The organism is Staphylococcus casei (genome assembly GCF_030294405.1).
GTDB classification, from domain to species: domain Bacteria; phylum Bacillota; class Bacilli; order Staphylococcales; family Staphylococcaceae; genus Staphylococcus; species Staphylococcus succinus.
On sequence record NZ_CP125718.1, the window covers coordinates 2350452 to 2377264 of the forward strand.

Below are 26813 nucleotides of genomic sequence, written 5' to 3' on the forward strand. Positions count from 1 at the left end.
TAGGGATTTTCCAGTCTTTAATCATTTCTCGTCATTGGACAAACGACCTTATTTTAGATGTTCATATGGGCTATTCTTCACAAATGAAATGATTTGATCTACGAATAATTTTGCGCGTAATTGAAATTCATTGTTATCTAAGTATAAAGTACCATCCTCTAATTTATTATAATCTGTATCGTGCGTAGCAATTTGTGTTGGAACAGCAATTCCAAGCAATGTACGAACGATAAGACGTAAATGAGATAGTGGTTCTGAACTTACGATACCACCACTATTACAAACAAGACCTACTGGCTTCATCTTGAAGTCATCCATCGTTAAGTGGTCTAAAGCATTTTTTATAATACCAGAGTAAGAGCCATGATAGTTTGGCGTACCAATAACAAAGAAGTCTGCTTCTCTAGCTTTAGTTTGTAATGCTTGGATATTTGCTTTATAAGTCTCACTAGGATGTGACGCACCTGAAACATCTAATTGATGGATGGGACGTTCAGCTAAATCAAAAATCTCCGCTTCAAATTCATGTGCTTCGAAATGCCCTTTTAAAAAATGTGCTAATGCAGTTGTATGCGAACCGACTTTCGCACTACCTACGATTATTAAGCCTTTCATTTCTTCATTCACCTCATATTATTTTTCATTATTTTCTTTAAGTAATTTCATAATGGCTTTCCCTACACCACTTTGTTCATTTGTATCTGTTACATATTTCGCTACTTCTTTAACTTCTGAAGTCGCATTGTCCATTGCTACAGAATAACCAACACGTTCTAGCATAGATATATCGTTCAAATTATCGCCTATCGCCATAACATTTGCCATATCAATATTAAGACGCTCTGCAATGGTTGTTAATGCAATGCCTTTTTGTGCATCCGCATGTGTAATTTCAATATTGCCTCTTGATGATGAAGAAATCGCAAGACTTTCTGATTCTGCTAATTTTTTACTCATACGATCAATTTTTGTTAAATCACTGTCAAAAGCAAGTATTTTCATAACGATTTCACCTGGTGTATTTTCTATTTTGTCATAGTTATCTACAACTTTTAAAGTCCCATTATCTATACGTTTTTGAATACCGCTTTTTATTTTTTCTACATCTGCTGTTTGACCTGCGCGTTCTGCAATATCAATATATATATCTAAATCTCGTTGAGGATTTTCTGTATAGATACCTAAGTTGGTATAAAGTTGATAATACACGTTTTCGTTATCAAGTTCAGCTGTGACTCTATTGATAAGCTCACGATTTAAATTAGATGTACTCATGATATTAAATGATTCGTCTCTGACTTCAGCACCATTCAAACATATATATGGCACTTTTAAATCTGTTTGATTAATCGGCGTGTTTGCTTCATAAAAAGCACGTCCTGTAGCTATAACCACGGTAATTCCTTGAGATTGTGCATATTGGATTGCTTGAATATTTTCTTCGGATATTTCATGCGCTGCATTTAATAAAGTACCATCCATATCTGTCGCAATTAAGTTAATCATTCGTTCTCCTCATTTCCTACTATGATCAATAATACAAATTGAATTACACATCATTCTCATTTGCCATAATTTTGTAACATATTCATATTCTACCAAATGTTCACTCATTTGTATTATCCGCTGTTTGATTGATTTTTTTATTTTTCCTAATATTTTTGAAGAAATTTTTTAATAATTGCCCACATTCTTCTTCTAAAACGCCTGTTTTTACTGTTGCACGATGATTGAATCTAGATTCTTGTAAGAGGTCCATTAGGCTTCCTGCACAGCCCCCTTTTAGATCTTTAGCGCCGTATACTACATGTGGAATCCGACTCATAACAATTGATCCCGCACACATCACACAAGGCTCTAATGTGACATATAATGTACACCCTTCTAATCTCCAATTGCCACACAAAGCCGCTGCTTTTTGAATCGCTATGTGTTCAGCATGTGCCGTTGGATCTTGCAGTGATTCACGCAAATTATGCGCTCGAACAATAACTTCATCATCTTTAACTATGACTGCTCCTATCGGTACTTCACCAATGGCCCCTGCCTTTTCAGCTTCAGCAATCGCAACTTTCATATAAAATTGATCTCTTGTCATGTGTCTCACACCTCACATATGGTACAATACTTATTGTCTATTTTAACATTGGAGCGGTAAATATGAAAAAACCTTTTATAGCTGTGGAAGGCCCGATTGGTGTCGGCAAGTCTTCTCTAGCAGATAAACTTAGTCAATCTTACAACTACTATCACGAAAAAGAAATTGTAAATGAAAATCCTTTTTTATCTGATTTTTATGAAGATATTTCTAAATGGAGTTTCCAAACAGAAATGTTCTTTTTATGTAATCGTTACAAACAATTTCAAGATATTGCAGCCTTGCATTCAGGTATTGTAAGTGATTATCACATTTATAAAAATAAAATTTTTGCACACAATACACTCACACATACAGAATACAATAAATTTTCAAGAATCTATGATATTTTAACTGAAGATTTAGAAATGCCCAATATCATCATCTTTTTAGATGCAGATTTAGAAGTTTTAAAAGCGCGTATTGCACACCGTAATCGTAGTTTTGAACATCAAATTGAAGATAATTACTTACTAAATTTAAAACGTGATTACAACGCTTATTACCAGTCATTAAAAAATGATGGCGAACGTGTCATGCGCATCGATACGACACACCTTGATTTTGTAAAACACAATGATGATTATCAATATATTTTAAATTTATTACAATCCCTAATTGGAGGAAAAATTCATGAATAAATATGGTATCCCTCAAGATGCTGTGATTACGATTGCTGGCACAGTTGGTGTAGGTAAATCAACTTTAACAAGTGCTTTAGCCGAACGTTTAAACTTTAGAACTTCATTTGAAAACGTTGACCACAACCCCTATTTAGATAAGTTTTATAATGATTTTGAGCGTTGGAGTTTCCATTTACAAGTTTACTTCTTAGCAGAACGCTTCAAAGAACAAAAACGTATGTTTGAGTACGGTGGCGGCTTTGTACAAGACCGTTCTATTTACGAAGATGTCGACATCTTTGCAAAAATGCATGAAGAACAAGGTACGATGACGCCTGAAGACTTCAAGACATATTCAGAATTATTTAATGCAATGGTTATGACACCTTATTTCCCAAAACCAGACGTTTTAATCTATTTAGAGTGTGACTATGATGAAGTGATTGATCGTATAAACCAACGTGGTCGCCAGATGGAAATTGAAACTGAGCCTGAATATTGGAAGAAATTATTCAAACGCTACGACGACTGGATTAGTGAATTTAATGCATGTCCTGTTGTACGTGTTAATATTAATGAATATGATTTACATGCTGATCCAGATTCATTAGATCCTGTCATTGATAAAATCAGTCATATTATTGAAGCCTATCGCAAGGTCGATCAACGTTAGTCACTCTGTCTAACCAAAAATCTCGACTTATCTATACTCTTTAGCAGCGTCCTACCAGAACATTAAACTCTGATAGGACGCTTATTCTATTTAATGATTTATTGTCTACTCGATGTGACTACGATAAATAATCTTTTCTATCTCATCATCTGTTACATATTTACTATAATAATCTTCATCGGTTTGTTCTAAACCAAATGTACTTGCCTTGTCTTGGTCTTCCGTACCTATATAGAGTTGACCTTCTGTATCTTGATATAAGTCAAAAATCGCACCTTCATATCTTGCTTCTTGATACAATGCGTATAGTTCGTCTAAATCATCTCTTGCAACACGCTTGAAATATAATGTATGTGCGGAAGTGTTTATCGTTTGTGCTTCAAAACCTTTGTCCAGCGCTTCGGCATCCTCAGTTACTAACACTACTTCATTGCTAATAATCTCAACTACTTTATATGTGTCTCCTTGATAAGTTGCATATTTACCATCTATCATTTGACCACCTCAATGCTATTATTAAATATAAAAAAATCATAATATACGTTATGTATATTATGACATAATTTGAGCGCGCCGCCTATTGATTTAATATACCTATAACATCATTCGCAGTTGCGACAACGTGATCAGCTTTATCAAATTCGTGTTCTAAACCAACACCTGTCAATACTGCAATAGATAGACCTAACTTGGCATTCACTCCTGTTTGTATATCATTTGCAGTATCACCTACAATCGTTACATCGTGTGGAGCTACTTTATAATTATTAAATAATGGATTTAACACTTCTGGATTTGGTTTTTCAACAGCATCAGCTTCAGTAGAAATAATAACATCAAAGAATTGACTAAAATTTGTGGCTTCTAAAAATTGTTGTACGCCTTTGTTAGAGTCACTTGTAACAATGCCCATTTTATAGCCTTGATTTTTCAAAGTTGCTAATGTTTCATCTATACCTTCTACAACGACATTTTCAGGAATTCGATTATCAACGAGTGTTTGACTTCTATTTTGGGCCCATTGGGTAACATCTTGATTAGCAATTTCGCAGAATGCTTGCACCATTTCATCTAATGCACCTGAGGCCATAATTGTACCAGGTTGTATCTCTCCATCTATAATACCTAAATACACATATCCTGCTTCAACATCCTTGATATCTTCTTGATAAGTTGTCATAAAGTCTTCTACTAACTGTAAACCAATCTTCATCCAACTACGATCAAAATAGATTAATGTTCCATCTTTATCAAATAAAATCCACTTCATTGTTTGAACAGCTCCTATGTATTAACTATCTATTAAATTTATCACCATATTATATTTTAATATAAACTAGTAATACGAAACAAATAATGGAACTGTAAGTCATTTAATTTCAATATTTAGGGTAGTATTCGTATCGTTAAATAGCTATTGTGCAGTACTTTATCATATTTATTTTTTCAATTTCAAACAACAAAAAAGCTTCAACCATCACATCATGGTTGAAGCGCTTATTGTATAAAACATGTAATTAATATCTAGGTACTACAACTCTCCACCCTTGAGGGTCTTCAAGTTTACCACTTTGGATACCAACATAATTATCGTATAATTTTTGAGTAACTTCACCAGTTTCATTATTGTTAATTACGATTTCAGTGCCACCGTATTTCAATTGACCTACTGGAGAGATAACTGCAGCAGTACCTGTACCAAACACTTCTGTAAGAGCACCTGTATTATGTGCTTCGATTAGCTCATCAATAGATACACGACGTTCTTCAACTTCATATCCTAATTCTTTTGCTAATTCAATGATAGTCTTACGTGTAATACCAGGCAAGATACTACCATTCAATTCTGGTGTGACAAGTTTGCCATTTTCTACGAAGAAGATATTCATACTACCCACTTCTTCTACATATTTCTGTTCCACACCATCTAACCACAATACTTGATCATAACCTTGGGCAGCTGCATTTGTTTGAGCAAGTAAACTCGCCGCATAGTTCCCAGCAACTTTCGCGTGACCAACACCTCCACGAACCGCACGTACATATTCATCTTCAACATAGATTTTCGTTGGTGTTAATGATGCACCACCATAATATGATCCTGATGGTGATAAAATAATTAATAGTTTATACGAAGCAGATGGACGAACGCCTAAAATACCTTCTGTAGCAAATACATATGGTCTTATATAGAGAGATTGGCCTTCACCTTCTGGTACCCAATCGCGTTCGATATCAACAAGTTGTTTCAATCCTTCTAAGATTTGCGCTTCATCTACTTGTGGCATATCTAAACGTGCTAGTGAATGGTTTATACGTTTAAAGTTTTCAGATGGGCGGAATAAATCAATTTCACCATTATGTTTATAAGCCTTTAATCCTTCGAATACAGACTGGCCATAATGGATAGCTTGTGCTGCTGGAGAAATTTCAATCGGACCATAAGGTACGATTTTTAAATCATGCCATCCTTGGTCAATATCATAGTCGAAACTTAGCATATAGTCTGTGAAGTATTTTCCAAAACCTAAATCAGTTGGATCCGGCTTCTCTTTTAGGTTTTCACGTTGTTCAAATTTAATTTTTTCTGACATGATGATTTCCTCCCAATGCAATTTTAAGTATTTATATTAAATTATACCAATATGAGAACTTCTGTTCAATAATTTTCAAAAAATTTAAAATATATCAACAATACAATTTACTACTATTGAACACTACTCCAATTAATTTAAGCCATACTATTCTCTATTTATTTTTATAAATACATGCTTTTCTATAAAATATACTGCTCATATAAATGGATAAAAACCTGTCTAACATTTAAAAGTCAGACAGGTTTTTATGGGTTTTTAATTATTTATGATTAAGCATCTATTTAGGCTATTGATATTATGATTGTACTTTTTCTTTGTCTTCAATCGCTTCTAACATCACTTTAGTCATTTTGTTTAAATCATATTGTGGATCAAAGCCCCATTCTGCTCTAGCACAACTTACATCAATACTATTCGGCCAACTATCAGCAATTGCTTGTCGAACGCTATCCACTTCATAGTCTAATTCAAATTCTGGATAATATTCTTGAATTGCTTCTTTGACCATTTCTGGTTCGATACTCATAGCACTTAAATTATAAGCGTTGCGATTAATCAATTTAACGCCATCTGCTTCCATCAATTGAATAATTGCATTAATTGCATCTTCCATATACATCATATCCATAAATGTATTCTTATCGATGAAACTTGCATAGCGTCCTTCTCTTACTGCTTTAAAGTAAATATCTACGGCGTAATCTGTTGTCCCACCACCTGGTTCTTTAATGTGTGAGATTAAACCTGGGAATCTCACACTACGCGTGTCGACATTGAATTTTTCAAAATAGTATTGGCATAATAATTCGCCTGCGACTTTATTCACACCATACATAGACGTTGGACGTTGAATCGTGACTTGTGGTGTATTTACTTTAGGTGTGGAAGGTCCGAAAGCACCAATTGAACTTGGTGTGAAAAATTGTAAGTTAAATTCACGTGCAGCCTCCAATGCATTCATAAGTCCTCCCATATTTAAGTCCCAAGCAAATAATGGATTTTTTTCAGCAGTTGCTGATAATAGCGCAGCCATATGCATAAACGTGTCTGGTTTAAATGACTCTACCAATTCATACATACGTGTTTTATCTGTAACATCTAATATTTCAAATGGTCCATTCGCTATAGCTGAGTCTGCTTCAGGTTCTCTAATATCTGTCGCTAATACATTGTCATTCCCATATAATGCTCTACATTTAACAACGAGTTCTGTTCCAATTTGTCCTAAGGCACCAGTAATCATAATTTTTTTCATATTTCTATCTCCCTTGTGCATTACAGAAATTGTAATGTTTTTTTGACATGGACAAAAAGCATTTTTTCATATATACAATAACATGAAAGCGCTTTTATGTATACTTTGTGTGTACAATCTTTGTATATTCTATCAAGGTCAATTACTAATGTCTAGTTTTAATATACTGTTATTCTTTTAAATGTAATACTTTTTCTATTTCAACTTTTCTATAATCAAAATCTTATAGTTGTTGGTCTAATTTCTTATTACTTTCTATAAGCGCTTTTAGGTTTTCCATTTGGAATTGCCATCCAGCAAAATCTAGTCCAATATGTGGAAACTCATATGGTAAAAATTCCTTGAATACCCGCTCATTTGTTGTTTCAAGCTGATTCAACTCAAATTTCACTTGTCCAAGATCCCAAGTATAACCAATCACTTTATTTTGCTCAAAATCAGTAATGTACATTCCTATATATTAATGCCCATCTATATGAAATAACATTTTGCCATCTATTTTTCTTTCACAAATTTCTAATTGAGGAAACCACTGTTGTATCCCTTCTGTCGTGCTTAAATAGTTGAAAATATTTGATGCTGTCTTATTTATAGGTACTGTTAGCATTTGTTAAACCCCAATATAACCTTTATCATATTCTACCTCTATCATTTATATATCACCCCTTATATCTCATAAAAATAAGCCAGAAATATCATGACGTTGTGCTTTTAACACTCCGATGACTATTTCTGACTTTCGTTACTATACTCTACCCATTTTCTTTTAAAATTATCTAGAATTTTTGAGTTACTTTTTTATACCTTAAGTGAATAATACTTTGAAAAGATAAACCATAGTGGCGATGCCACTACACCTATACGCGTATTTGATGTGATAAATAAGACCCAATTACAAGTACAAAAAAGATTTGTACTAACCCAGTCGTATGAATACCATTAGAAAATTTAAATATTCAATTCCCCTAAACTTCATTTTGATAAAATGCTAATGTATTCAAAGATTTAAATTGCATCCATTTCGAATTGTTCAATTACCATATAGTAAATAAAGTTAAAAAATTTATTTTATTCTTAAAGTAGCCGGTAGATTCAATAAGCATTATATATTCATTTGAATTATTCAAACTTTTCTTGCAAATATTTGTAATCGGTACGGGAATTATATACAATAAATTAAATGCTTAAAAGTCTGAAATGATCCTTTTGACTTTTTAAGTAAAGAAAGTTTGGTGAATATGGAAAAAGATAAAAAGAAATTATTACACAAGATGGTTAAGCCATTCGCGAAGACAAGTTATACAAAAAGTACAATTCAAATTATAAATACATTACTACCTCTTTTTGCACTCATTGTTTTGGGAGGCCTTTTATACAATGTACATTGGTCATTAGCAATCATTTGTAGTATTTTTGCTTCAATATTTTTAATTAGAACATTTATTATTTTTCACGATGCATGTCATGGATCTTATTTAAAAAAACAAAAGCACAATGATTTACTGGGAAATATTACTGGATTCCTCACATTCTTCCCATACAGAAAATGGCGTAGAGAACATCTCATACACCATGCGGGTAGTGGTAACTTAGAAAAACGTGGCATCGGCGATATTTGGGTAATGACGGTTGAAGAATATCAAGCATCATCTAAGTTCACACGTTTATCCTACAGAGTTTATCGTAATCCTTTTGTGATGTTTGTAATTGGCCCATTTTTCTTAGTATTTGTGTCAAATCGCTTTAATTCAAAAGATGCTAAATGGAATGAACGTCTAAACACATACCTCAATAATATTTTCTTAATTATATTACATGTTGGTCTTATATTTATTTTAGGTCCAGGGCAATTTTTTGCTATGATTGCACCTATGGTATTTATTTCTGGCATGCTTGGTATATGGTTATTTTATATCCAACATACCTTTGAAGATTCTTATTTTGAAGAAGCTTCTGAGTGGGATTATGTTAAAGCAGCAATAGATGGTAGCTCTTATTATAAATTACCAAAATTTATTCAATGGGTTACTGGAAATATAGGATATCATCACGTACATCATCTAAATCCTAGAATTCCTAACTATGCTTTAGAAGCTACACATGAAAATGTTAAACCATTGCATCATGCAACTTCAATTACACTTATTGAAAGCTTATCTTCATTGAAATTCAAATTGTATGATGAAAGCCATAAACGCTTCATTACATTTAAAGAGTTTTCAAAAAAATATAAAATACCACGCACACAATCACAACGCTAATTGAGTGCTAGGTACAACAATTCAAAAGGGAACGCCTACTAAAAAGTAGGTGTTCCCTTTTGTGATGCTATTTTTTTATTACTCTCACTATTTTTCAATAAGTAATGTTTTAATCGCTTTAATATCTTCTGGCGTTGTCTGACAACAACCGCCCACAATTCTAACACCTTGTTCAATCCAACTAGGTAATTGGTCTATAATTTGACTACTATCCCCTTCATTTTCCCACTGCTTGGTTTCTGCATCATAATGCGCACCACCATTTGGATATAGTGCAATAGTTTGCGACAAGTCCTTTAAACCTTTACTCATAGCTTGATTGATACCTTCTACTGTTGAGCAATTAATACCAAATATAGGGAGTGTTTGGCTATGATGTGTCATATATTCACATAATGTTTCAAATGCTGTGCCATCTGACAAATCCCCTTGTTCGTCAACAGTCACTGATAACCAAAACGTTTGTGTATTACTGTAACGAGGAATAATGTATTCGGCTATCGCTTTAATTTCACTAAAATTTGGTACAGTTTCAAATACAAAATCATTAATCCCCCTAGAGATCAGTGCATCGATTCTTGCCTTATGAAAATGATAGTAATCTTCTTGAGTTCGTTCATAGTTCCCCGTATATTCAGAACCATCACTTAAATATGACCCATAAGGCCCCAAGCTACCTACTACAACCTGATTATCATATGTGGCCTTGTTAACTTCGTCCACAGCAGTTGAAAATAATTGTTCAATTTCTTCTATCTCTAAACCAATATCTGAAAAAGTATCATAACTGGCTTGATATGTACTTGTTAATATAATATCAGCACCTGCTTCTGTAAAAGCACTGTGGGCTTGTTGAATTTTATTTGGTTGATGTCGCAATACTTCACTCGACCATAAAGATGAATTTAAATTACAACCTGCTTGTTCTAATGTTGTGGCAAGACCGCCATCTAATATAATAGGACGTTGTGCAGTTAATTTTTCTAATAAGCGCATTTATGCGTCTCCTTTTTTATTATATTTAATATAGTAATAGGCTAAAGCAAGTACTGCAAATGGTAAACCAAAGTATAACGCAGGGGCTTGATTCGGGTCAAAGATCATACCAATACATGAAACAAGACAAAGCGTAAAACCAATTATAGGAACAGATTGGTGTATTTTCAAACTTCGATCTATTCTTTTAGCATTGAAATATGAAACACAGATACTCATCCAGACAATCACAACTGCTAATCCAGCTATCGACACAAGGACTACGTATAATGAATCTGCTACATATACACTCGATAATAATGCTAACAAACCACCAATCATACTAAATAACGTTGCTCGAATTGGCATTTGATATTTATTGAGATGACCAAACCATTTAGGGAACATACCTTCATTGGATAAACTCCAAATCATTCTACTTGCTGCATACAAACCTGAATTGGCAGCAGAAAGCAAAGCAGTGATGATAACTATGTTCATAATGTCCCCAGCATAAGGAATGCCCATTTCTTGAAAAATAACTACAAAGGGACTTTTTAATGATTTACCCTGATAGCTAGGAATTAAAATAGAAATAATAACGATGGTTCCTATAAAGAAGACAATCAAGCGCCATAACGTTGCTCTGATTGCTTTCGGTATAACTTTTTCAGGTTCTTCAGCTTCTCCCGCTGCTATACCAATCAATTCCGTACCACTAAAAGCATAATTAACCGCCAGCATCGTTAAAAATACAGAACCTAGTCCATGTGGGAACGTAGGATTTGTATATCGTTGTGTAATTGTATGTAAACCTTGATATCCAGCATAATGAATCAATCCGATAATGACTAAAACACCTAGAAGGATGAACACTATAATTGCGATTACTTTAACTAGTGAGAAATAAAATTCGACCTCTGCATAAAAACGTGTCGATATAATATTAAATACTAGTACTAAAATAATTGCTATGGTTGCAAATATGTATACGGGTATATCTGGAAGCCATTTCTGCATCAACAAACCGACTGCTGTAAATTCTGACCCCAGTGCTACTGTCCAGGTTAGCCAATAGAACCATGCAACGATGTAACCAACTGCAGGATGTATGTATTTACTAGCATATACATGAAACCCTCCTGTCACTGGATGTTTTATCGCTAATTGCCCTAAACATAACATGACTAGGTAGACTAAAATAGAACCAATAACATAAGATAAGACCGTCCCCAATGGCCCTGCTTGTTGCAATGTGTATCCAGAACTTAAAAATAGGCCTGTACCAATTACACCACCAAAGCTCAATAGCATTAGATGACGTTGTTTCATGGCACGTTTAAACGTTGTTTGTTCCATATATCTCTTCTCCTCATCTTTAAGCACTCAATACTTATAAAAAATTTGAGTATAATTAATCATTCTATTTATTTCTGAAAATTTAGTCAATAGTAAATAAATGCCAACTACAGAAGTTACTTTATAATGTTAAGCTATACGTTATTAAAATATACATTAATCAAATTCATTTTAAAGGCATATTAAAATACTTTGAAAAAATACAAAGCTCATATATATTCATTATTTAATAATTTCATACATTCCATATTTTTATAATAGCAATCTTATAATCAACCTGAATCCTTTGCTGTATATAGTTTGCGCCTATAATATTATCGTTATCCACGAGTCTGAATTTTCAAAATATTTATAAAAATTAGATTTCTTCATTGATTTTAATTCTCAATAAAGATAACATTCTAATAGTAAGTACATAAAATATAATCATAACGCATTAAGGAGAATAACTATGACAGATCATAATAACTTAGTATCTTCAACACAACAGATTACTAAGGAAGCTTTAAATAAATTAGGATTCGATGAAGGCATGTATGAATTAATTAAAGAACCCTTACGCTTTTTAGAAGTACGCATCCCTATCCGTATGGATGATGGCACTATGCAAACCTTTACAGGTTATCGCGCACAACATAATCACGCGGTCGGACCTACTAAAGGTGGTATTCGTTTTCACCCGGATGTCACTAAAGAAGAAGTCAAAGCCCTTTCAATGTGGATGACGTTAAAATGTGGCATTGCAAATTTACCTTATGGTGGTGGTAAAGGCGGTATTATTTGTGATCCTAGACAAATGAGCAACCAAGAGCTTGAGCGTTTATCACGCGCTTATGTTAGAGCAATATCGCAATTTGTAGGTCCTTCAAGCGATATACCCGCACCAGATGTATATACTAACCCTCAAATTATGTCATGGATGATGGATGAATATAGCATGATTAATCGCTCAAACGCGTTCGCATTCATTACTGGCAAACCATTAGCTTTAGGTGGTTCCCTAGGACGTAATCGTGCGACTGCACTTGGTGCAGTTATTACTATCGAAGAAGCTACAAAACGTCGCAATATTTCTATTACTAATTCTCGTGTTGTCATTCAAGGATTCGGGAATGCAGGTAGTTTTATCGCTAAAATTCTACACGACATGGGTGCAAAGATCGTTGCGATTTCCGAAAGCTATGGCGCTCTTTACGATCCAAATGGTTTAGATATAGAACATTTACTCGAACTTAAAGAACAACATGGTCGCGTGACACATTTATTTGATGACGTTATTTCTAATAAGGATTTACTAAAACTAGATTGTGATATTCTTGTACCGGCTGCATTATCAAATCAAATTACTGCCGACAATGCCAATGATATTAAAGCTAATATTATTGCAGAAGCGGCGAACGGCCCTACTACTCAGGAAGCCACACGTATTTTAAATGAGCGTGGTATATTATTAATCCCTGATGTTCTCGCTAGTGCCGGTGGTGTTACGGTATCATACTTTGAATGGGTGCAAAATAATCAAGGCTATTATTGGTCCGAAGAAGAAGTAAATACTAAACTACGCCATAAAATGGTTGATGCCTTTAATAATATATATGATTTAGCACATGACAGAAAAATAGATATGCGCTTAGCAGCTTACGTGATAGGTATTAAACGTACAGCTGAAGCTTCTCGTTTTCGTGGGTGGGCGTAGCCTTATAACTAAAGCACTCGTCCAAATGATTGTAATGCTTTATACGACTATCTCTCAAAACTTAGAAAACCAAACGTTAAAAAAGCGTTTGGTTTTTATTTATAGAATATACCCTTTCTATGAATAATCTATTGACGATACGCTTCAAAATACATTTTAAAGCTTCTGACTTTTCCTGAAAATATAATTAACTTTTCCATCATTTTACTATATTAAATATTAGAATTTTCAGATTTATTTGAAATACTAAAGATTGCTCTATATAATTATTTACAATAAAGGGGATGATTTACATAATGAAGCATAATATTTACGGTAATGTACCATGCTTTTTAAATAGTAAAAACTTAGCACAATCTCATACACTCGATACAGATGTCATTGTTTATGGCGCTCCATTTGAAGGGGAAAGCACCTGGGGCGATTATACAGGTGTCGAACTTGGTCCTAAACAAATCAGAGTATCTTCAGCGCGTTATAGTCAGTATTTACCTGAACTCAATCATATTGATATCAGCGAACATTTAACCATTGGTGATGTAGGCGATGTACCATTTGTTGCGCATGACAATAAACAAAGCTATGACAATATAGCTGACTTCACTAAACCATTATGGGAAAGTAATAAATTTTTAGTAGGATTTGGAGGAGAACATGGTGTGACTTATCCTATTCTCAAATCCTTAACTGAAACAGGCAAAAAAGTCGGTATTATTCATTTAGATGCGCACTATGACAACATGCCAGATTATGAAGGTGAAACTTATGCACGTAATACGCCATTTATGAGGCTCTATGAAACTGAAGGTGTACGTAATGAAAGTATTATTCATACCGGCATTCACGGTCCTAGAAACAAACCTGAAACTGGTCGTTTCGCACAAGCATCTGGTGCTGTTACATTAACCATTAACGATATTCGTAATGCAAAAGATTTAAAACAATTTTCCCGTGATATCTATAATCAAGCAAGTGAAGAAGTTGATGTTGTATATTTAACTATATGCAGTGATGTGCTAGACTTCGCTTTTAATCCGGGTGGACCGGTCGATGGCAATGGGATCACTTCTTATGAATTACTTACAATGATTTACGAATTTGCATCTTTAGGTCTTTGTGGTATGGATTATGTAGAAGTCTATCCAATGAAAGATTCAAATCAAAATTCTGCACACTTTGTTTCTACAGCAGTCTTATATGTACTTGCTGGCCACGTCGATTATCTCAATAACGTCAAATAACCCGAGGAGTGGTTGGCATGTTTAAAAATGCAGGAAAGATTTTAAAATCAATTGGCCCTGGTATGATTATCACTGCTTCATTCATTGGCCCCGGTACAGTCACAACAATGTCTCAAGGTGGTGCCGGATTTGGATATAGTCTGCTATGGGCTGTGGTCTTTTCAATCATTGCCACAATTGTACTTCAAGAAATGATTATTCGTTTATCTCTAGTGACACGTGAAGGATTAGGTGAAGCGATTCAAGAATTATTTTCAAATAAAATTGGTAAACTAATCATTGTATGGTTCACTTTAATTGCTGTTACTATAGGTTGCGCTGCATATATTAGCGGAGATTTGATTGGTACATCTCTTGGTGCTTCCTATTTACTTAATATACCCGAAAATGTTGTTGCACCAATTATTGGTGTAATTATTTTACTTATTGGTTTATTTGGAAATTATCGTTTCTTAGAAAAAATTATGATTCTTCTTATGGTCGTCATGGGGGCCATATTTATCACCACAATGATTGTCATTAAACCTGATATCCTAGGTATTCTAAAAGGTATCTTCGTCCCTACAATTCCAAATGGCTCAATTATTACAGTCATTGCCTTAATCGGAACAACAGTGGTTCCATATAATTTTTTTATACATTCAACAGCTGTGCATGAACGGTTTGGTGACATCAAAGCATTAAAATTTGCGAGATGGGATACAATTATTTCAATTACCATAGGCGGTATTATTTCAGCTGCAATCTTAATTGCAGCCGCGACACTCATGCACGGAAAAGAAATCACAAGTGTTATACAACTTGCTGGGCCATTAAAACCTGTCCTCGGCGATGCTGCACCTGTGACAATTAGTATTGGTTTATTTGCAGCCGGATTATCTTCCGCAATTGCTTCTCCGACTGGAGCTGCTGCCACAATCAGTAGTTTATTAGGTTGGAAAGGCGGCATGGAAAGTAAAAAATATAAATATGTATTCACTTTAATTATTATTGTCGGAATCATCACATCTGCTTTAGGTTTCGAGCCACTTCAAGTATTACTTGTGGCACAAGCGCTAAATGGTATTATATTACCTGTAATAGCTATACTCATCTTTATTATCATCAATAAAAAGAATTTAATGGGTCGTTACGTCAATACAATATGGCTCAATATTATAGGCGGGTTCGTTGTTTTAGTAGTATCATTCTTAGGTTTATACAGTCTCGTTGATTCTTTAAATATGATGATTTCCTAATCATAACTTTTACTTAATTTAAAAAGCTAAGTTCCTAGTATTATAAATACAAGGCATAAATAAAAAGTAAGTGAAACTGCGCTATTTTAGCATAGTTCACTTACTTTTTATTTTAATATCTTGAATCGTAATAATAGTCTATGTTCAAACGAATCTTTAGACCATAAGTTTATTGTTAATAATCTATATTTTTAAACTTTCACTTTAATTGACTTACATTACGCATAATGCGTACTTTCTTATAGCCATGCAAATCATGAAGTTCTTTATAAGCAGAAAATAGTTGTGTATAACGCCTTACTTTTTGTTGTTCTGGCTCTACTGTGTATAAAACTGGCTCTTTCATTGCATCAATTGCTTGATTAAACGTACGATATGTACCACCACTTATCGCACCTAAAATAGCAGCACCAATAGCAGGTGCATATTCACTATCTATAATAGTAATGGGCTTATTTAATACGTTCGCGTAAATATCCATAAGTAATTTATTCTTTTTTGGAATACCACCACAAGCAAAAATGCGATCGATCTCCATATTCCACCCTTGGTATTGATGCATAATCATCTTTGTTCCAAAAGCAGTTGCTTCCATATATGCTCGATAAATCTCTTCATGTTTTGTCTGTAATCCTATTCCAAATAAGCACCCTTTTAAATGACTATCACTTAATACACTGCGATTTCCATTATGCCAGTCTAATGCGATAAGCCCGCTTTCTCCAGGATATAATCGCTCAGCTTTCTCAGTTAATAGTTCCAATATAGAAATATCGCGTCTATTTGCCTCTATGACGTATTCATATGGTGCTTGTTTGGCTACGTATTCAAATAAATCTCCGACTGCTGTTTGTCCTGCTTCATATGCATATAATTCTGGTATAATCCCACCTTTAACTGATCCAGAAATACCCGGCACTTTATGTTGCGCTTTATTTAGCATAAGATGACATGTACTCGTTCCCATAACCATAGTCATCTCTTTTTCTTGGGTTGAGCCAATACCTAATAAACTCGAATGTGCATCAATTATAAATGGACTGACTTGAGTATCTGGAGAAAGTCCCAATTTTCGAGCCATCGCTTCACTCATTGTACCTACAGACTCTCCTATATTGATGATAGTAGCATCGACTTTTGAACTTATAATTTCAGAAAGTTTATCATCCACTTTGTCGAATAAATCATAATGAAAGCCTAATGTTTCTTCCCAAAACGCTTTAAATCCTAAACCACAATTAGATCTAATATTTTGATTTGTTAACTTATTTACTATCCAATCACCAGCCTCCATAATATAAGCTGTCTCAACTATGATTTCTGGTGCTTTATTATTAACTTCCATAATTTTAGGTATCATCCATTCACTGTTCACGTTGAAACCATAATAACCTAACCAATGCTTTTTTTCTGCTAATGCTGTTTGAAATAACAAATCAGCTTCTGCTTGTGCACCATGATGTTTCCATAATTTCACATAAGCGTGTGGATGATTTTTAAATTTTAATTTGTTATGGATAGGTTCCATATGTTCATCGACAAACATAACCGTAGATGAAGTAAAATCAATGCCTATACCGACAATTTCAGAAGGTGCAATATTTGCTTCTTCTACAATTTTTGGAATGCCCGCTTCAATTACTTCCATATAATCATTGGCATTTTGTAATGCATAACTCGATGGTAATTCCCTTCCATTTAGTTCTCCTTCAATTATCCCATGTGAATACCTTTTGATATATTTACTTATAATTTCCCCATTTTCAGTATTTACAAGAAACACGCGTCCCGAACTCGTACCAAAATCTACACCTATACTAAAAGTCATCTTATCACTCCAACTCCACGGCTTGTAGAAATCGCTTTCTTAATTATTGATTAATATTATCTCAAAAATAGAGTTGTTTAAACAAGTGAAAGCATGCTAGATTCTTATTAATAATACTGAGCATAGCCAAGTAACGTTGCATCATGTTTCACCTAACACTATTGCGTTGTCCATCATTGCTATAACAAATCAAGATATCCACTAGATCCAATATACACATAGATCCAAATAATGATTGCTGTAAATGCGCTTTATTTCAGGCATCATTAACAGGTGAACAAGTTATATGAAGGTACATAAATAATAGCTGATTGTTCGTCTTTTTGAGTCTTGCTCAAATTAACTCACTGTCAGCTATTTATCTCTATCTCACTTACGCATGTTATGTGAGGCATTATTTATAAAGCAATACCAATTAGTTCAAAACTAATGGGGGTTATACGCCTGAATATGATGAAAATCCACCATCCACTGGTACTACAATGCCTGTGACAAACCCACTCATGTCATGATCCATGAGCCAATATAAAGTACCTAGAATTTCTTCGGGTTCACCAAAACGATTCATAGGCGTTTGCGATAGAATTTTGGCGGCTCGCGTTGAATAAGAGCCATCTTTATTTCTTAATAATGCTTTGTTTTGGTTTGTTTCAAAAAAACCAGGAGCAATGGCATTCACCCGTATGTTACCAGCAAAATACGTACTTAACCATTGCGTGAAATTGCTTACTGAAGCCTTAGCACCACTATAAGCTGGTATCTTCGTTAGCGGTGTGAATGCATTCATTGAAGATATGTTAATGATTGTACCCTTTTCAGATTCTACGACATCTTTACCAAAGATTTGTGCCGGCAAAAATGTGCCTGAGTAGTTTAATTTAAATACTTTATCAACACCCTCTTCAGTCAAATCAAAGAAAGTATGATCACCTGCTTCATCATACGTTTCGTCATTAGTAGTCGCATTTGCATCATTACCACCGGCACCATTAATCAGAACTGTGACTTTACCAAACTTATCATTAAAAATGGCTTTAGCTCGAACGAGTGCTGACTTATCTAAAACATCTGCTACTAGCCTAACCGTTTGTATTCTATCTTTATCAATTTCATCTTGTAGTTGAATCATTTTGTCTTCAGAGCGTCCTAAGATACCTACATTGGCACCTTTAGCAACTAGTGCTCTCACAAACGTAGAACCTATAACGCCTGTCGCACCAGTGATCACTACATTCACACCTTTAAATTGTAACGTCATGATTTACTCACTCCTTCAATCAAACCATTTATATATGTTGCACCTAACGCTCTATCAAATAATCCGTAGCCAGCTTTTCCAGTTTCTCCCCAAATCATACGGCCGTGGTCTGGTCTAATCGTTCCTTTAAAACGAATATCTCTTAATGCTTCTGCTACAGCTTTCATATCAACAGAGCCATCTTTAGATAAGTGACCCGTTTCTACAAATGAATGTTCATCCAATCGTTTCACATTACGCATGTGTACAAAATGAATATAATCTCCAAACATCCTAATCATTGCTGGCAAATCATTTTCTGCAAGTGATCCAAGTGATCCTGTACAGAAACAAATACCGTTATGTGTGTCTTTATTAATTGATAACAAACGATGATAACTTTCTTTATTTCTTATAATACGTGGAATTCCAAAAATAGACCACGGCGGATCATCCGGATGTATAGCTAAATTAATATCATGTTCAATTGCTGTTGGTAAGACACCTTCTAAGAAATATTTTAAGTTATCCCATAATTGATCATCCGACATTTCTCGATACGCCGAGATAAGCTGATTCATCTCTTCGCGTGTATAACTTTCATCCCAGCCAGGTAAATTTAAATCAGTCGTTAATGGGTCAATGTCTTTAATTTGGTCATGCTTATATATTAATGTATTTGAACCATCAGCAAATTGATAATCTAATTGAGATCGAGTCCAATCAAAGACAGGCATAAAATTATATGTCACAGTTTTTATCCCATGAGCTGCTAAATTAGCTAAAGATGTTTTATAGTTTTCTATGAGTACATCACGCTGTGGTGTCCCCAATTTAATTGATTCACTAACAGGCAAGCTTTCTACGACTTCAAATTTTAGTCCACTTGCTTCTATCGTTGCTTTTAATTGTGCAATCTTGGATTTGGTCCAAACCTCTCCAACCGGCACATCATATATCGCTGAGACGATGTGTTTCATATCAGGTATTTGTTTAATATGTGCTAATGTTACTGGGTCATCTACGCCATACCAACGAAATGATAATTCCATATTTATACCTCCTTAACGCCTTCAATTTTGAATAAATTTAGGGCATTGTTATAACAAATATTTTTCAGCATTGCTTCTACTGTATCTTCAGACAATGCAATTTCACCTTTTTCAATTTTACTTCCAATAAAATTACATAATATTCTTCTGAAATATTCATGGCGCGTATAGGAAATCATGCTTCGTGAGTCTGTTAACATACCTACGAATTGTGACAACAATCCTATATTTCCATAATCTATGAGATGTTGTTCCATGCCCTCTTTAGTATCATTAAACCACCATGCTGCACCTAATTGAACTTTATGTTCACTATTCGTAAAATTACCTGCAGTCGCTTGAACCATCAAATGGTCGTTACCATTATTAGGATAAATAATCGTGTTAGATAATGCGTGATGATGTTCAAGATGGTTTAACATTGCATTTAATGCTTTCGCACTCAACTGCTCACCAACACTATCAAAACCACTATCTGGACCAACGAGTTGAAACATTTTCGAATTATTATTTCTAATTGGTCCTAAATGGAATTGTACAACCCAGCCTAGTTCTTTATAGACTTTACTAATTTCTGTTAAAATGTACCCTGCAAGTTCGTATTGTTGTATTTCTGATATGACGTGTCCCTTTAATAAATCCTCAAAGACTTGGTTCGCTTTTTCACTTGTCATGCTCATTAATGGGATTTTTTCAAAACTCTGATCAGCACTTTTAGCACCCTGTCTGTCAAAATAATATACTCGTGATTTAAGTGCATTAATATAGCTTTCTAAATTATTAATCGTACAATCTGTTACCTTGTCGAGTTGTTCAACTTTATCCTTAACGGATGTGTCGTTTAGAAATATATAACTATCTGGCCTAAATGTAGGACAAACTTTAAATGTCACTTTTTTATCTTGGTTTAACAATTGATGGTATTTCAAGTCATCACATGGATCATCAGTGGTACATACTACAGAAACATTACTCCTCTTAATCAATGCTTGTGGTGTATGTGTCGACTTTGCCAATGTGCGATTCAAAGATTTATATAGCTTTTTAATATTCACTTGATCTAGATCTGTATCTTGATTAAAATAACGTTTTAATTCTAGCGCACACCAATGGTACATCGGATTACTAGCAGCATAAGGTAACATTTGCATAAATGCTTTGAATTTATCATAATCCTCTGCATTTCCAGTAATATAATCCTCTTCAATACCATATGCTCTCATGAGACGCCACTTATAATGATCTCCTCCTAACCATAATTGTGTGATAGTATCATAATTTTTATTTTCATAAATTTCTTTTGGGTCTAAATGACAGTGAAAATCATAAATCGGTATCTCTTTTATTTTTTTATACAATTTAATAGCTGTTTTACTGTTCAATAAAAAATTATCATTAATTAACGCCATAATTTTTCTCCTTACTATTACTTATTTTTAAAATTTATCAGTTTCTAATTCTTTTGAATTTGTATACGCTTACAAAATGCGCCAAATTTTTTTACCTTCTACACTATTTTACGCCATCGCTTTATCGTTTTAATTCCCCAAAATGTGAAGATAATTTTAACACGTCATTTTCGCTAACAGACAACGCATCTTCAGTTGTTGTATGTTGCATTACAGAACATTTTGAAGCAAAGTCTATCGTTTCTTTCAGTTCCCATTGATGAATCAAACCGTGTAAGACCCCTGCCATAAATGCATCACCTGCACCTATGCGATTAAGTACTGTATATGGGTATGCTTGTCCTTGAATATAAATTTCATCAGATAATACAATGCCTTGGAGCGTGCTCTGTTCAATGTTCCTATTACTAGAAGCGATGATTGGTATCTCATATTGAGCTTGGATTGTTTTCGCACAAACTTTAATATCGTCATCCATTGAATTAATTTCTAATAAATGTGTAGCGTCTTTTTTCCCGAAAAATAATATATCAACTAGCGGTAACACTGATTGAATAACTGATAATGCTTCAGATTTTGACCATAAATTACTTCTATAATTAATATCAAAGACAATGAAAACACCTTGTTGTTTTAATGTTGTAAGTATTTGTACAATTTGATTACGACAACTTTCATTTACTGCAAGTGTAATACCTGTAAATACAAAATAATCACCACTTTGTAGCTTACTATTTAATTCGGTTAACGCTAAGTCCCCATGTTGGGCAAAGGTAGAATGTTCGCGATCATAAATAATATTGCCACTTCTAAAACCAAAACTTTCTTCCATATAGTAAGTTCCTATACGTCCGTCCATTTGTTTTACAAATTGCGCACCAACATTTGATTGAGCTATTTTTTGTGAAGCAATACTTCCTAATGCATGAGGTGGTAATACTGTAACCATTTCAGTTGGATGACCAAATTGGGCCAATGTTACAAGTGCATTCAGCTCTGCACCACCCACCTTCACATCAAAGTTGTGTGCATCTTTTAATTGTTCATACTGTGGTGGCGTATAGCGTAATAATATTTCACCAAATCCATATACCGTCATTGTTATACCTCACTTTTCAATCCTGAAATATATTGCTCTAATGCTAATTTTCCTTCTTGTGTATAAATTTTAGTGATTTCACTCCCTATTCCTACAGCAAAGCTGCCCGCCTCTAACCATGTTTTATGGTTATTTTTACCAATACCACCTGTTGGTATAATTTCAATTTGAGGTAATGGACCCTTAAAGTCTTTAAGCGCATTAGGTGAAAACTGTGTTGCTGGGAACAATTTCAATACTTTACAACCAAATTGTAACGATTCAACCATTTCTTTAACTGTCATACAACCAGGAATATAAGGAACATCGTATAAATTAGCGACTTTTGCCGTTTCTTCGTCAAAGGAAGGACTGACAATAAACTTAGCACCGTTTAATATAGCTGTTCTCGCAGATACGCTATCAAGTACAGTACCTACGCCGATTAAAGCATCTTCTCTTTTCGATAATTGTGCAATGATATGCATCGCGTCTGGCGTGGTTAGGGTAACTTCAATAATATTAAGCCCCTGGTCAATAATGATATTAGCAATATCTACGAATGATTCAGCATGATCTGTACGCATAACCGCAATATGCTGACCTTCATGAATCATTTTCAAGACTTTCGTGGATTTCATATCTTCATCCCCTTATGAGTTATAGTATTATTTAATTACAACTTTAAAAATAACAACGTTGTTATTTTTAGTCAAAAAAATATTGTATGACTTATCACTATGGTATAATTAATTCTAAATTAAATCAATCAATATCAAGGAGAAGTTTTATGGCTGTGACTTTAAAAGATGTTGCCGAAGCCTGTGGTGTCAGCTATTCCACAGTCAGTAAAGCATTGAAAAATTCTCAACTCGTTAAACCTGAAACGAAACAAATGATTCAACAAAAAGCACTAGAAATGAATTATATTGCCAATCAATCTGCAAGGGCCCTTGTTTCTAAGAAAAGTGGCACTATTGGATTAATATGGCCTTCTGTAGATCGTGTAGCCGTAACGCACCTAATATCAGAGATCAATCATGCGATTAAAGCATTAGGTTATGTCATGTTTGTATCTATTGATGATGTTTCAGTTGCATCAAAGAAATTTGTAGAATTTGGCTGTGACGGTATTGTTATCTTTGATGAAGGAAATCATACAGATTTGCCACCTGAAATTTACAATAATATACCTGTTGTCGCTTATGGTGTAGATAGAGTAACACCTTATCCCATCATTAATGTCAATCATGCTGAAGCGATGATTATGGCTATTAAACGTTTATTAGCGCACGGTATTCAACAAATTGATTACATTGGCGCGGTTGATACTACAGATGTACGCCAAATCGCTAAAAAAGATGCCGTTCTACAATATTGCAAACAACAAAATATCAATCATAGAATCATTGATTCGAATGGCTTAAACGCTATAGAAGCTGAAGCATCGATCAAAAAATTCCTACAACACGACGCGCTTGCACCAGGCGTTATTTGTGGGAGCTATGACATTACAGTAGGTACAATCAATGCGATAGGCACAACACAACGACCAATCATTTATTCGTATGATAATATACCTCAAATCAAAAAATTAGATTACCCTGTTCATGCAATTGGTGTACCGACAAGTGTTATAGCACAAGCCATTGTGGAGACTTTAGATAAAGTCATTAATGACTTACCGACAGAACAGACTTACCATTTACATCCCACATTACAAGATACGTATTAATTAAATTGTTCACTCATTTATAATTCAACAAAGCGACTATGACTACATTGGACGGTGTAGTTATAGTCGCTTTATTTGAGAGAGATATTTATCTAGAGGGTTAGTCTAATATATTATTGTTCTACTTGATTTATAAGCATTTAAAAACATGAATAGAATCATTAAATTATTGTCTCTCACTCATAGCCAATTGACTTTCAAGGCTTATATAGTGTCACTACATATAATCATGATTCATCTATAACTCTGAGGTTATCAATAAATCAACGCGCAAAGGTTCAATGCACCATCTCTAACCTGTGCGTGTTTCTCAACATATTGCCACTTCTCTGAAAGACTCCTTTAGTATCATTAAAATGCTTCAGTTATGAGTCCTGATAGTTAATTTATGTTTGCGATATAAACACACGTATTTACTCTACTATGATATTAATCTGTCTCGAAATACTTACTTCATCAATATCTAATGACAATGCATCAGCACTCATAACCCTCTACGTTATCTATTATATTACTGTGTATTATATGATTAAAATACATAGTTGGAATATTTTACATTCCTCAGAGGAATACTTGGAATCTCTATACTTTTCCTATCCGTACTATTGTCTTATGTCGTTTAAGAATTTAATCCATTCATCCGTAACATAATTAATATAACTTTCCTTTTTCCAAATCACGCCTAAATTCCATGATACATCTGCTCCATGAAGCGGGACGCCAACAACATCTTCACTCAATACGTTTACAATACTTTCCGGCAGTATACTCACGCCTATGCCATCACGTATCATATTTTCTATGAAAGTAATTTGAGACATCTTGGCTACCGTTTTAGGATGAAATCCCACCTTTCTACAACTTTCTATAATTTGATCTTTTAAATAATAATCATCGTGAAACATAATAAAACTTTCTCTTTTTAAATCGCCAAGATACACAGTTGTATGACTTGCTAATTCGGTATTTTTAGCTACAACAAGCAATAAATTTTCTTTGTACAATGGAATGGCATGATATATGTCATCATCAACTGGCAACGTAGTGATACCTACATCGATTTCATCATTATTCAAATAAAATTCAACTGCTTTCCCACCACCTTCAATCACTTCATAAGTGACATTCGGAAATCTGTGATGGAATTGGTTTAAGCTTTCTGTAAACAACCTGACATTCATAATGGCGGAAATACCTATTCGAATATGGCCTCTTTCCAGATTGGTAACGTCACCCATCTCAAGTGCCAAATCATCAAGCGCAGCCATAGCTTTTTGACATTTTTCATAAAAAACACGCCCTACATCTGTCAGGACAATATGTTTTTTACTTCGATCAAATAAAGTAATATTAAATTCATCTTCAATACTTTTAATATTTTTACTGATTGTAGATTGTGCTATAAATAAGTGTTCTGAAGCTTGAGTCATTCCACCATTTTTAACGACTTCCACAAAATATTTCATTTGTTTTATTTCCATATGATGCTCCTCTAAATTGTGTTATAATCTTTAACTTGAAATTTGAGTAGTGTTTTTTCAAATATCATCATACTATACAGTGAACTATTTACTGTATTTGTTTAATTGCAATTTGTGCTGCCTTTGCTATGACTTTATCATCTGGCGTTCCCTCTTTATCATCTTTTTTAGTATATACTGCAAGGATGATAGGTTTATCGTCTTTTTTAGGATAAATAAAGGCAATGTCATTTCGGGTTGCATATGTTGTGCCTTGACCACTTTTATCTCCTACTAAGTAGTGCTTAGGTACACCAGCTTTAATTAATTGGTCTCCAGTCTCATTCTCTATCATTACGCGCTTAAGTAATTTTAAATTTTTAGTATTCATTTGATGACTTGTTAATAATTCATTTAATGTGTGAGCTGCTGCTCTTGGCGTTGTTGTGTCTGCCGTACTTGTTGGCTCATAATCATTTAGTTTGGGTTCCAATCGTTGCGGATCTGATACATGATCACCTAGTTGTTGTAAGGCTGCTTTAAAGGACGAAATGCCACCTATCTCTCCTATAATATAATTATTAGCAGTATTATCACTTTTTAACATCGCAGCTTCTATTAATGCTTTGAGGCTCATTTGCTTACCTACATATTTTTCCGTAACTGGTGAATATGCCACAATATCCTTTTGCTGAATTTGTATTTTTTTATTTAACTCTTTCTCAGTATAATTATTTAATAAGACGCCACTAGCTATCGCTTTAAATGTAGATGCATACCCAAACCTTTCATCCGAATGATGATTAATTTCTTCTCCACTTTCAGTATTAATCCCATAGACCCCTACTGTGGTACTATTTTCTTTTTCCAACTGATCGAATTCATTGGCTGAAGCAACTTTACTACTTAAAGTTGCAACGGATAAACAAATTAATGCACTATATAATATTTTTTTCATG

The 26813-nt window shown here is 34.1% G+C and carries 26 protein-coding genes; 7 read left to right on the plus strand and 19 right to left on the minus strand.

What is annotated here, in order from left to right; all coding sequences use genetic code 11:
* Positions 1–48: 48 nt before the first annotated feature.
* From QMO72_RS11480 to tadA, 3 genes are all read right to left on the minus strand, one after another.
* Positions 49–615, minus strand: a complete 567-nt coding sequence (locus tag QMO72_RS11480) for an NADPH-dependent FMN reductase (protein ID WP_103266108.1) — start codon at positions 613–615, stop codon at positions 49–51.
* Between the two features lie 18 nt (positions 616–633).
* Positions 634–1506 (minus strand): HAD family hydrolase, encoded by an 873-nt coding sequence (locus QMO72_RS11485; RefSeq protein ID WP_103266107.1) that lies wholly within the window; start codon positions 1504–1506, stop codon positions 634–636.
* 100 nt (positions 1507–1606) lie between these two features.
* Positions 1607–2098 carry a tRNA adenosine(34) deaminase TadA gene (tadA, locus tag QMO72_RS11490; RefSeq protein WP_103266106.1) on the minus strand — a complete coding sequence of 164 codons (492 nt, stop codon included), beginning with the start codon at positions 2096–2098 and terminating at the stop codon, positions 1607–1609.
* A 62-nt stretch (positions 2099–2160) separates the two neighbouring features.
* Here tadA and QMO72_RS11495 point away from each other — a divergent pair, with 62 nt between their 5' ends.
* On the plus strand, positions 2161–2778 hold the full coding sequence (locus tag QMO72_RS11495; protein WP_069823441.1) for a deoxynucleoside kinase: 618 nt from the start codon (positions 2161–2163) through the stop codon (positions 2776–2778).
* Complete coding sequence (locus QMO72_RS11500) at positions 2771–3433, plus strand: deoxynucleoside kinase (protein ID WP_103266105.1); 663 nt, start codon at positions 2771–2773, stop codon at positions 3431–3433. Before QMO72_RS11495 ends, QMO72_RS11500 begins: the two co-directional genes overlap by 8 nt.
* A gap of 105 nt (positions 3434–3538) precedes the next feature.
* Here QMO72_RS11500 and QMO72_RS11505 read toward each other — a convergent pair whose 3' ends face one another.
* The 6 genes from QMO72_RS11505 to QMO72_RS11530 all read right to left on the minus strand — a co-directional run bounded on the left by QMO72_RS11505 (position 3539) and on the right by QMO72_RS11530 (position 7892).
* Positions 3539–3928: a UCP033725 family protein gene (locus QMO72_RS11505; RefSeq protein ID WP_069823439.1), complete on the minus strand. Its 390-nt coding sequence runs from the start codon at positions 3926–3928 to the stop codon at positions 3539–3541.
* An 82-nt stretch (positions 3929–4010) separates the two neighbouring features.
* A complete protein-coding gene (locus QMO72_RS11510) occupies positions 4011–4703 on the minus strand; it encodes an HAD family hydrolase (protein WP_103266104.1) in 693 nt (230 codons plus the stop codon).
* A 247-nt stretch (positions 4704–4950) separates the two neighbouring features.
* The gene (locus QMO72_RS11515) at positions 4951–6027 is read right to left on the minus strand and encodes a branched-chain amino acid aminotransferase (RefSeq protein WP_069823437.1); all 1077 of its coding nucleotides are present in this window, start codon (positions 6025–6027) and stop codon (positions 4951–4953) included.
* A gap of 298 nt (positions 6028–6325) precedes the next feature.
* A complete protein-coding gene (locus QMO72_RS11520; RefSeq protein WP_069823436.1) occupies positions 6326–7285 on the minus strand; it encodes an NAD-dependent epimerase/dehydratase family protein in 960 nt (319 codons plus the stop codon).
* Between the two features lie 223 nt (positions 7286–7508).
* Positions 7509–7736, minus strand: a complete 228-nt coding sequence (locus QMO72_RS11525; protein ID WP_241966297.1) for an SRPBCC family protein — start codon at positions 7734–7736, stop codon at positions 7509–7511.
* Positions 7737–7745: 9 nt separating this feature from the next.
* Positions 7746–7892, minus strand: a complete 147-nt coding sequence (locus tag QMO72_RS11530) for a hypothetical protein (RefSeq protein ID WP_241966296.1) — start codon at positions 7890–7892, stop codon at positions 7746–7748.
* A 631-nt stretch (positions 7893–8523) separates the two neighbouring features.
* Between QMO72_RS11530 and QMO72_RS11535 the strand changes: the two genes are divergently transcribed.
* Positions 8524–9546: a fatty acid desaturase gene (locus QMO72_RS11535; RefSeq protein WP_069823435.1), complete on the plus strand. Its 1023-nt coding sequence runs from the start codon at positions 8524–8526 to the stop codon at positions 9544–9546.
* An 87-nt stretch (positions 9547–9633) separates the two neighbouring features.
* Here the strand turns inward: QMO72_RS11535 and mmuM are convergent, their stop codons facing one another.
* Together mmuM and QMO72_RS11545 are read right to left on the minus strand one after the other, a co-directional pair.
* Positions 9634–10542, minus strand: a complete 909-nt coding sequence (mmuM, locus tag QMO72_RS11540) for a homocysteine S-methyltransferase (RefSeq protein ID WP_103266103.1) — start codon at positions 10540–10542, stop codon at positions 9634–9636.
* Positions 10543–11880, minus strand: coding sequence for an amino acid permease (locus QMO72_RS11545; protein WP_103266102.1), 1338 nt, complete (start codon positions 11878–11880; stop codon positions 10543–10545).
* Positions 11881–12331: 451 nt separating this feature from the next.
* Here QMO72_RS11545 and QMO72_RS11550 point away from each other — a divergent pair, with 451 nt between their 5' ends.
* From QMO72_RS11550 to QMO72_RS11560, 3 genes are all read left to right on the plus strand, one after another.
* A complete protein-coding gene (locus QMO72_RS11550) occupies positions 12332–13576 on the plus strand; it encodes a Glu/Leu/Phe/Val family dehydrogenase (RefSeq protein WP_103266101.1) in 1245 nt (414 codons plus the stop codon).
* A gap of 296 nt (positions 13577–13872) precedes the next feature.
* Complete coding sequence (locus QMO72_RS11555; protein WP_103266100.1) at positions 13873–14817, plus strand: agmatinase family protein; 945 nt, start codon at positions 13873–13875, stop codon at positions 14815–14817.
* A 17-nt stretch (positions 14818–14834) separates the two neighbouring features.
* Positions 14835–16055: an Nramp family divalent metal transporter gene (locus tag QMO72_RS11560; protein ID WP_103266099.1), complete on the plus strand. Its 1221-nt coding sequence runs from the start codon at positions 14835–14837 to the stop codon at positions 16053–16055.
* Positions 16056–16254: 199 nt separating this feature from the next.
* Here QMO72_RS11560 and QMO72_RS11565 read toward each other — a convergent pair whose 3' ends face one another.
* The 6 genes from QMO72_RS11565 to eda form a co-directional block, all read right to left on the minus strand.
* Positions 16255–17883, minus strand: a complete 1629-nt coding sequence (locus QMO72_RS11565) for a ribulokinase (RefSeq protein WP_103266098.1) — start codon at positions 17881–17883, stop codon at positions 16255–16257.
* A 436-nt stretch (positions 17884–18319) separates the two neighbouring features.
* Complete coding sequence (locus tag QMO72_RS11570) at positions 18320–19141, minus strand: SDR family oxidoreductase (RefSeq protein WP_103266097.1); 822 nt, start codon at positions 19139–19141, stop codon at positions 18320–18322.
* Positions 19138–20172, minus strand: a complete 1035-nt coding sequence (locus QMO72_RS11575) for a mannonate dehydratase (RefSeq protein ID WP_103266096.1) — start codon at positions 20170–20172, stop codon at positions 19138–19140. The genes QMO72_RS11570 and QMO72_RS11575 overlap by 4 nt, the downstream gene beginning before the upstream one ends.
* Before the next feature lie 2 nt (positions 20173–20174).
* Positions 20175–21581 (minus strand): glucuronate isomerase, encoded by a 1407-nt coding sequence (gene uxaC, locus QMO72_RS11580; RefSeq protein ID WP_103266095.1) that lies wholly within the window; start codon positions 21579–21581, stop codon positions 20175–20177.
* Positions 21582–21702: 121 nt separating this feature from the next.
* Positions 21703–22680 carry a sugar kinase gene (locus tag QMO72_RS11585; RefSeq protein WP_103266094.1) on the minus strand — a complete coding sequence of 326 codons (978 nt, stop codon included), beginning with the start codon at positions 22678–22680 and terminating at the stop codon, positions 21703–21705.
* A gap of 2 nt (positions 22681–22682) precedes the next feature.
* On the minus strand, positions 22683–23300 hold the full coding sequence (gene eda / locus QMO72_RS11590) for a bifunctional 4-hydroxy-2-oxoglutarate aldolase/2-dehydro-3-deoxy-phosphogluconate aldolase (RefSeq protein WP_103266093.1): 618 nt from the start codon (positions 23298–23300) through the stop codon (positions 22683–22685).
* Positions 23301–23449: 149 nt separating this feature from the next.
* Between eda and QMO72_RS11595 the strand changes: the two genes are divergently transcribed.
* A complete protein-coding gene (locus tag QMO72_RS11595; protein WP_103266092.1) occupies positions 23450–24394 on the plus strand; it encodes a LacI family DNA-binding transcriptional regulator in 945 nt (314 codons plus the stop codon).
* Between the two features lie 602 nt (positions 24395–24996).
* On the opposite strand, the gene cidR is transcribed toward QMO72_RS11595, so the two are convergent.
* Complete coding sequence (gene cidR, locus QMO72_RS11600; protein ID WP_103266091.1) at positions 24997–25875, minus strand: cidABC operon transcriptional activator CidR; 879 nt, start codon at positions 25873–25875, stop codon at positions 24997–24999.
* 88 nt (positions 25876–25963) lie between these two features.
* Positions 25964–26812, minus strand: a complete 849-nt coding sequence (gene bla, locus QMO72_RS11605; RefSeq protein ID WP_103266090.1) for a class A beta-lactamase — start codon at positions 26810–26812, stop codon at positions 25964–25966.
* Between the last annotated feature and the right edge of the window lies 1 nt (position 26813).

What these genes read in the sequence shown, in the direction of transcription:
- QMO72_RS11495 (WP_069823441.1), top strand. Translation starts at nt 2,161, where the DNA reads ATGAAAAAACCTTTTATAGCTGTGGAAGGCCCGATTGGTGTCGGCAAG.
- cidR (WP_103266091.1), bottom strand. Translation starts at nt 25,875, where the DNA reads ATGGAAATAAAACAAATGAAATATTTTGTGGAAGTCGTTAAAAATGGT.
- QMO72_RS11570 (WP_103266097.1), bottom strand. Translation starts at nt 19,141, where the DNA reads ATGACGTTACAATTTAAAGGTGTGAATGTAGTGATCACTGGTGCGACA.
- QMO72_RS11565 (WP_103266098.1), bottom strand. Translation starts at nt 17,883, where the DNA reads ATGACTTTTAGTATAGGTGTAGATTTTGGTACGAGTTCGGGACGCGTG.
- QMO72_RS11560 (WP_103266099.1), top strand. Translation starts at nt 14,835, where the DNA reads ATGTTTAAAAATGCAGGAAAGATTTTAAAATCAATTGGCCCTGGTATG.
- bla (WP_103266090.1), bottom strand. Translation starts at nt 26,812, where the DNA reads ATGAAAAAAATATTATATAGTGCATTAATTTGTTTATCCGTTGCAACT.
- QMO72_RS11485 (WP_103266107.1), bottom strand. Translation starts at nt 1,506, where the DNA reads ATGATTAACTTAATTGCGACAGATATGGATGGTACTTTATTAAATGCA.
- QMO72_RS11515 (WP_069823437.1), bottom strand. Translation starts at nt 6,027, where the DNA reads ATGTCAGAAAAAATTAAATTTGAACAACGTGAAAACCTAAAAGAGAAG.
- QMO72_RS11550 (WP_103266101.1), top strand. Translation starts at nt 12,332, where the DNA reads ATGACAGATCATAATAACTTAGTATCTTCAACACAACAGATTACTAAG.
- QMO72_RS11595 (WP_103266092.1), top strand. Translation starts at nt 23,450, where the DNA reads ATGGCTGTGACTTTAAAAGATGTTGCCGAAGCCTGTGGTGTCAGCTAT.
- QMO72_RS11500 (WP_103266105.1), top strand. Translation starts at nt 2,771, where the DNA reads ATGAATAAATATGGTATCCCTCAAGATGCTGTGATTACGATTGCTGGC.
- QMO72_RS11545 (WP_103266102.1), bottom strand. Translation starts at nt 11,880, where the DNA reads ATGGAACAAACAACGTTTAAACGTGCCATGAAACAACGTCATCTAATG.
- QMO72_RS11505 (WP_069823439.1), bottom strand. Translation starts at nt 3,928, where the DNA reads ATGATAGATGGTAAATATGCAACTTATCAAGGAGACACATATAAAGTA.
- QMO72_RS11585 (WP_103266094.1), bottom strand. Translation starts at nt 22,680, where the DNA reads ATGACGGTATATGGATTTGGTGAAATATTATTACGCTATACGCCACCA.
- uxaC (WP_103266095.1), bottom strand. Translation starts at nt 21,581, where the DNA reads ATGGCGTTAATTAATGATAATTTTTTATTGAACAGTAAAACAGCTATT.
- QMO72_RS11520 (WP_069823436.1), bottom strand. Translation starts at nt 7,285, where the DNA reads ATGAAAAAAATTATGATTACTGGTGCCTTAGGACAAATTGGAACAGAA.
- QMO72_RS11480 (WP_103266108.1), bottom strand. Translation starts at nt 615, where the DNA reads ATGAAAGGCTTAATAATCGTAGGTAGTGCGAAAGTCGGTTCGCATACA.
- mmuM (WP_103266103.1), bottom strand. Translation starts at nt 10,542, where the DNA reads ATGCGCTTATTAGAAAAATTAACTGCACAACGTCCTATTATATTAGAT.
- QMO72_RS11535 (WP_069823435.1), top strand. Translation starts at nt 8,524, where the DNA reads ATGGAAAAAGATAAAAAGAAATTATTACACAAGATGGTTAAGCCATTC.
- tadA (WP_103266106.1), bottom strand. Translation starts at nt 2,098, where the DNA reads ATGACAAGAGATCAATTTTATATGAAAGTTGCGATTGCTGAAGCTGAA.
- QMO72_RS11575 (WP_103266096.1), bottom strand. Translation starts at nt 20,172, where the DNA reads ATGGAATTATCATTTCGTTGGTATGGCGTAGATGACCCAGTAACATTA.
- eda (WP_103266093.1), bottom strand. Translation starts at nt 23,300, where the DNA reads ATGAAATCCACGAAAGTCTTGAAAATGATTCATGAAGGTCAGCATATT.
- QMO72_RS11555 (WP_103266100.1), top strand. Translation starts at nt 13,873, where the DNA reads ATGAAGCATAATATTTACGGTAATGTACCATGCTTTTTAAATAGTAAA.
- QMO72_RS11510 (WP_103266104.1), bottom strand. Translation starts at nt 4,703, where the DNA reads ATGAAGTGGATTTTATTTGATAAAGATGGAACATTAATCTATTTTGAT.
- QMO72_RS11530 (WP_241966296.1), bottom strand. Translation starts at nt 7,892, where the DNA reads ATGCTAACAGTACCTATAAATAAGACAGCATCAAATATTTTCAACTAT.
- QMO72_RS11525 (WP_241966297.1), bottom strand. Translation starts at nt 7,736, where the DNA reads ATGTACATTACTGATTTTGAGCAAAATAAAGTGATTGGTTATACTTGG.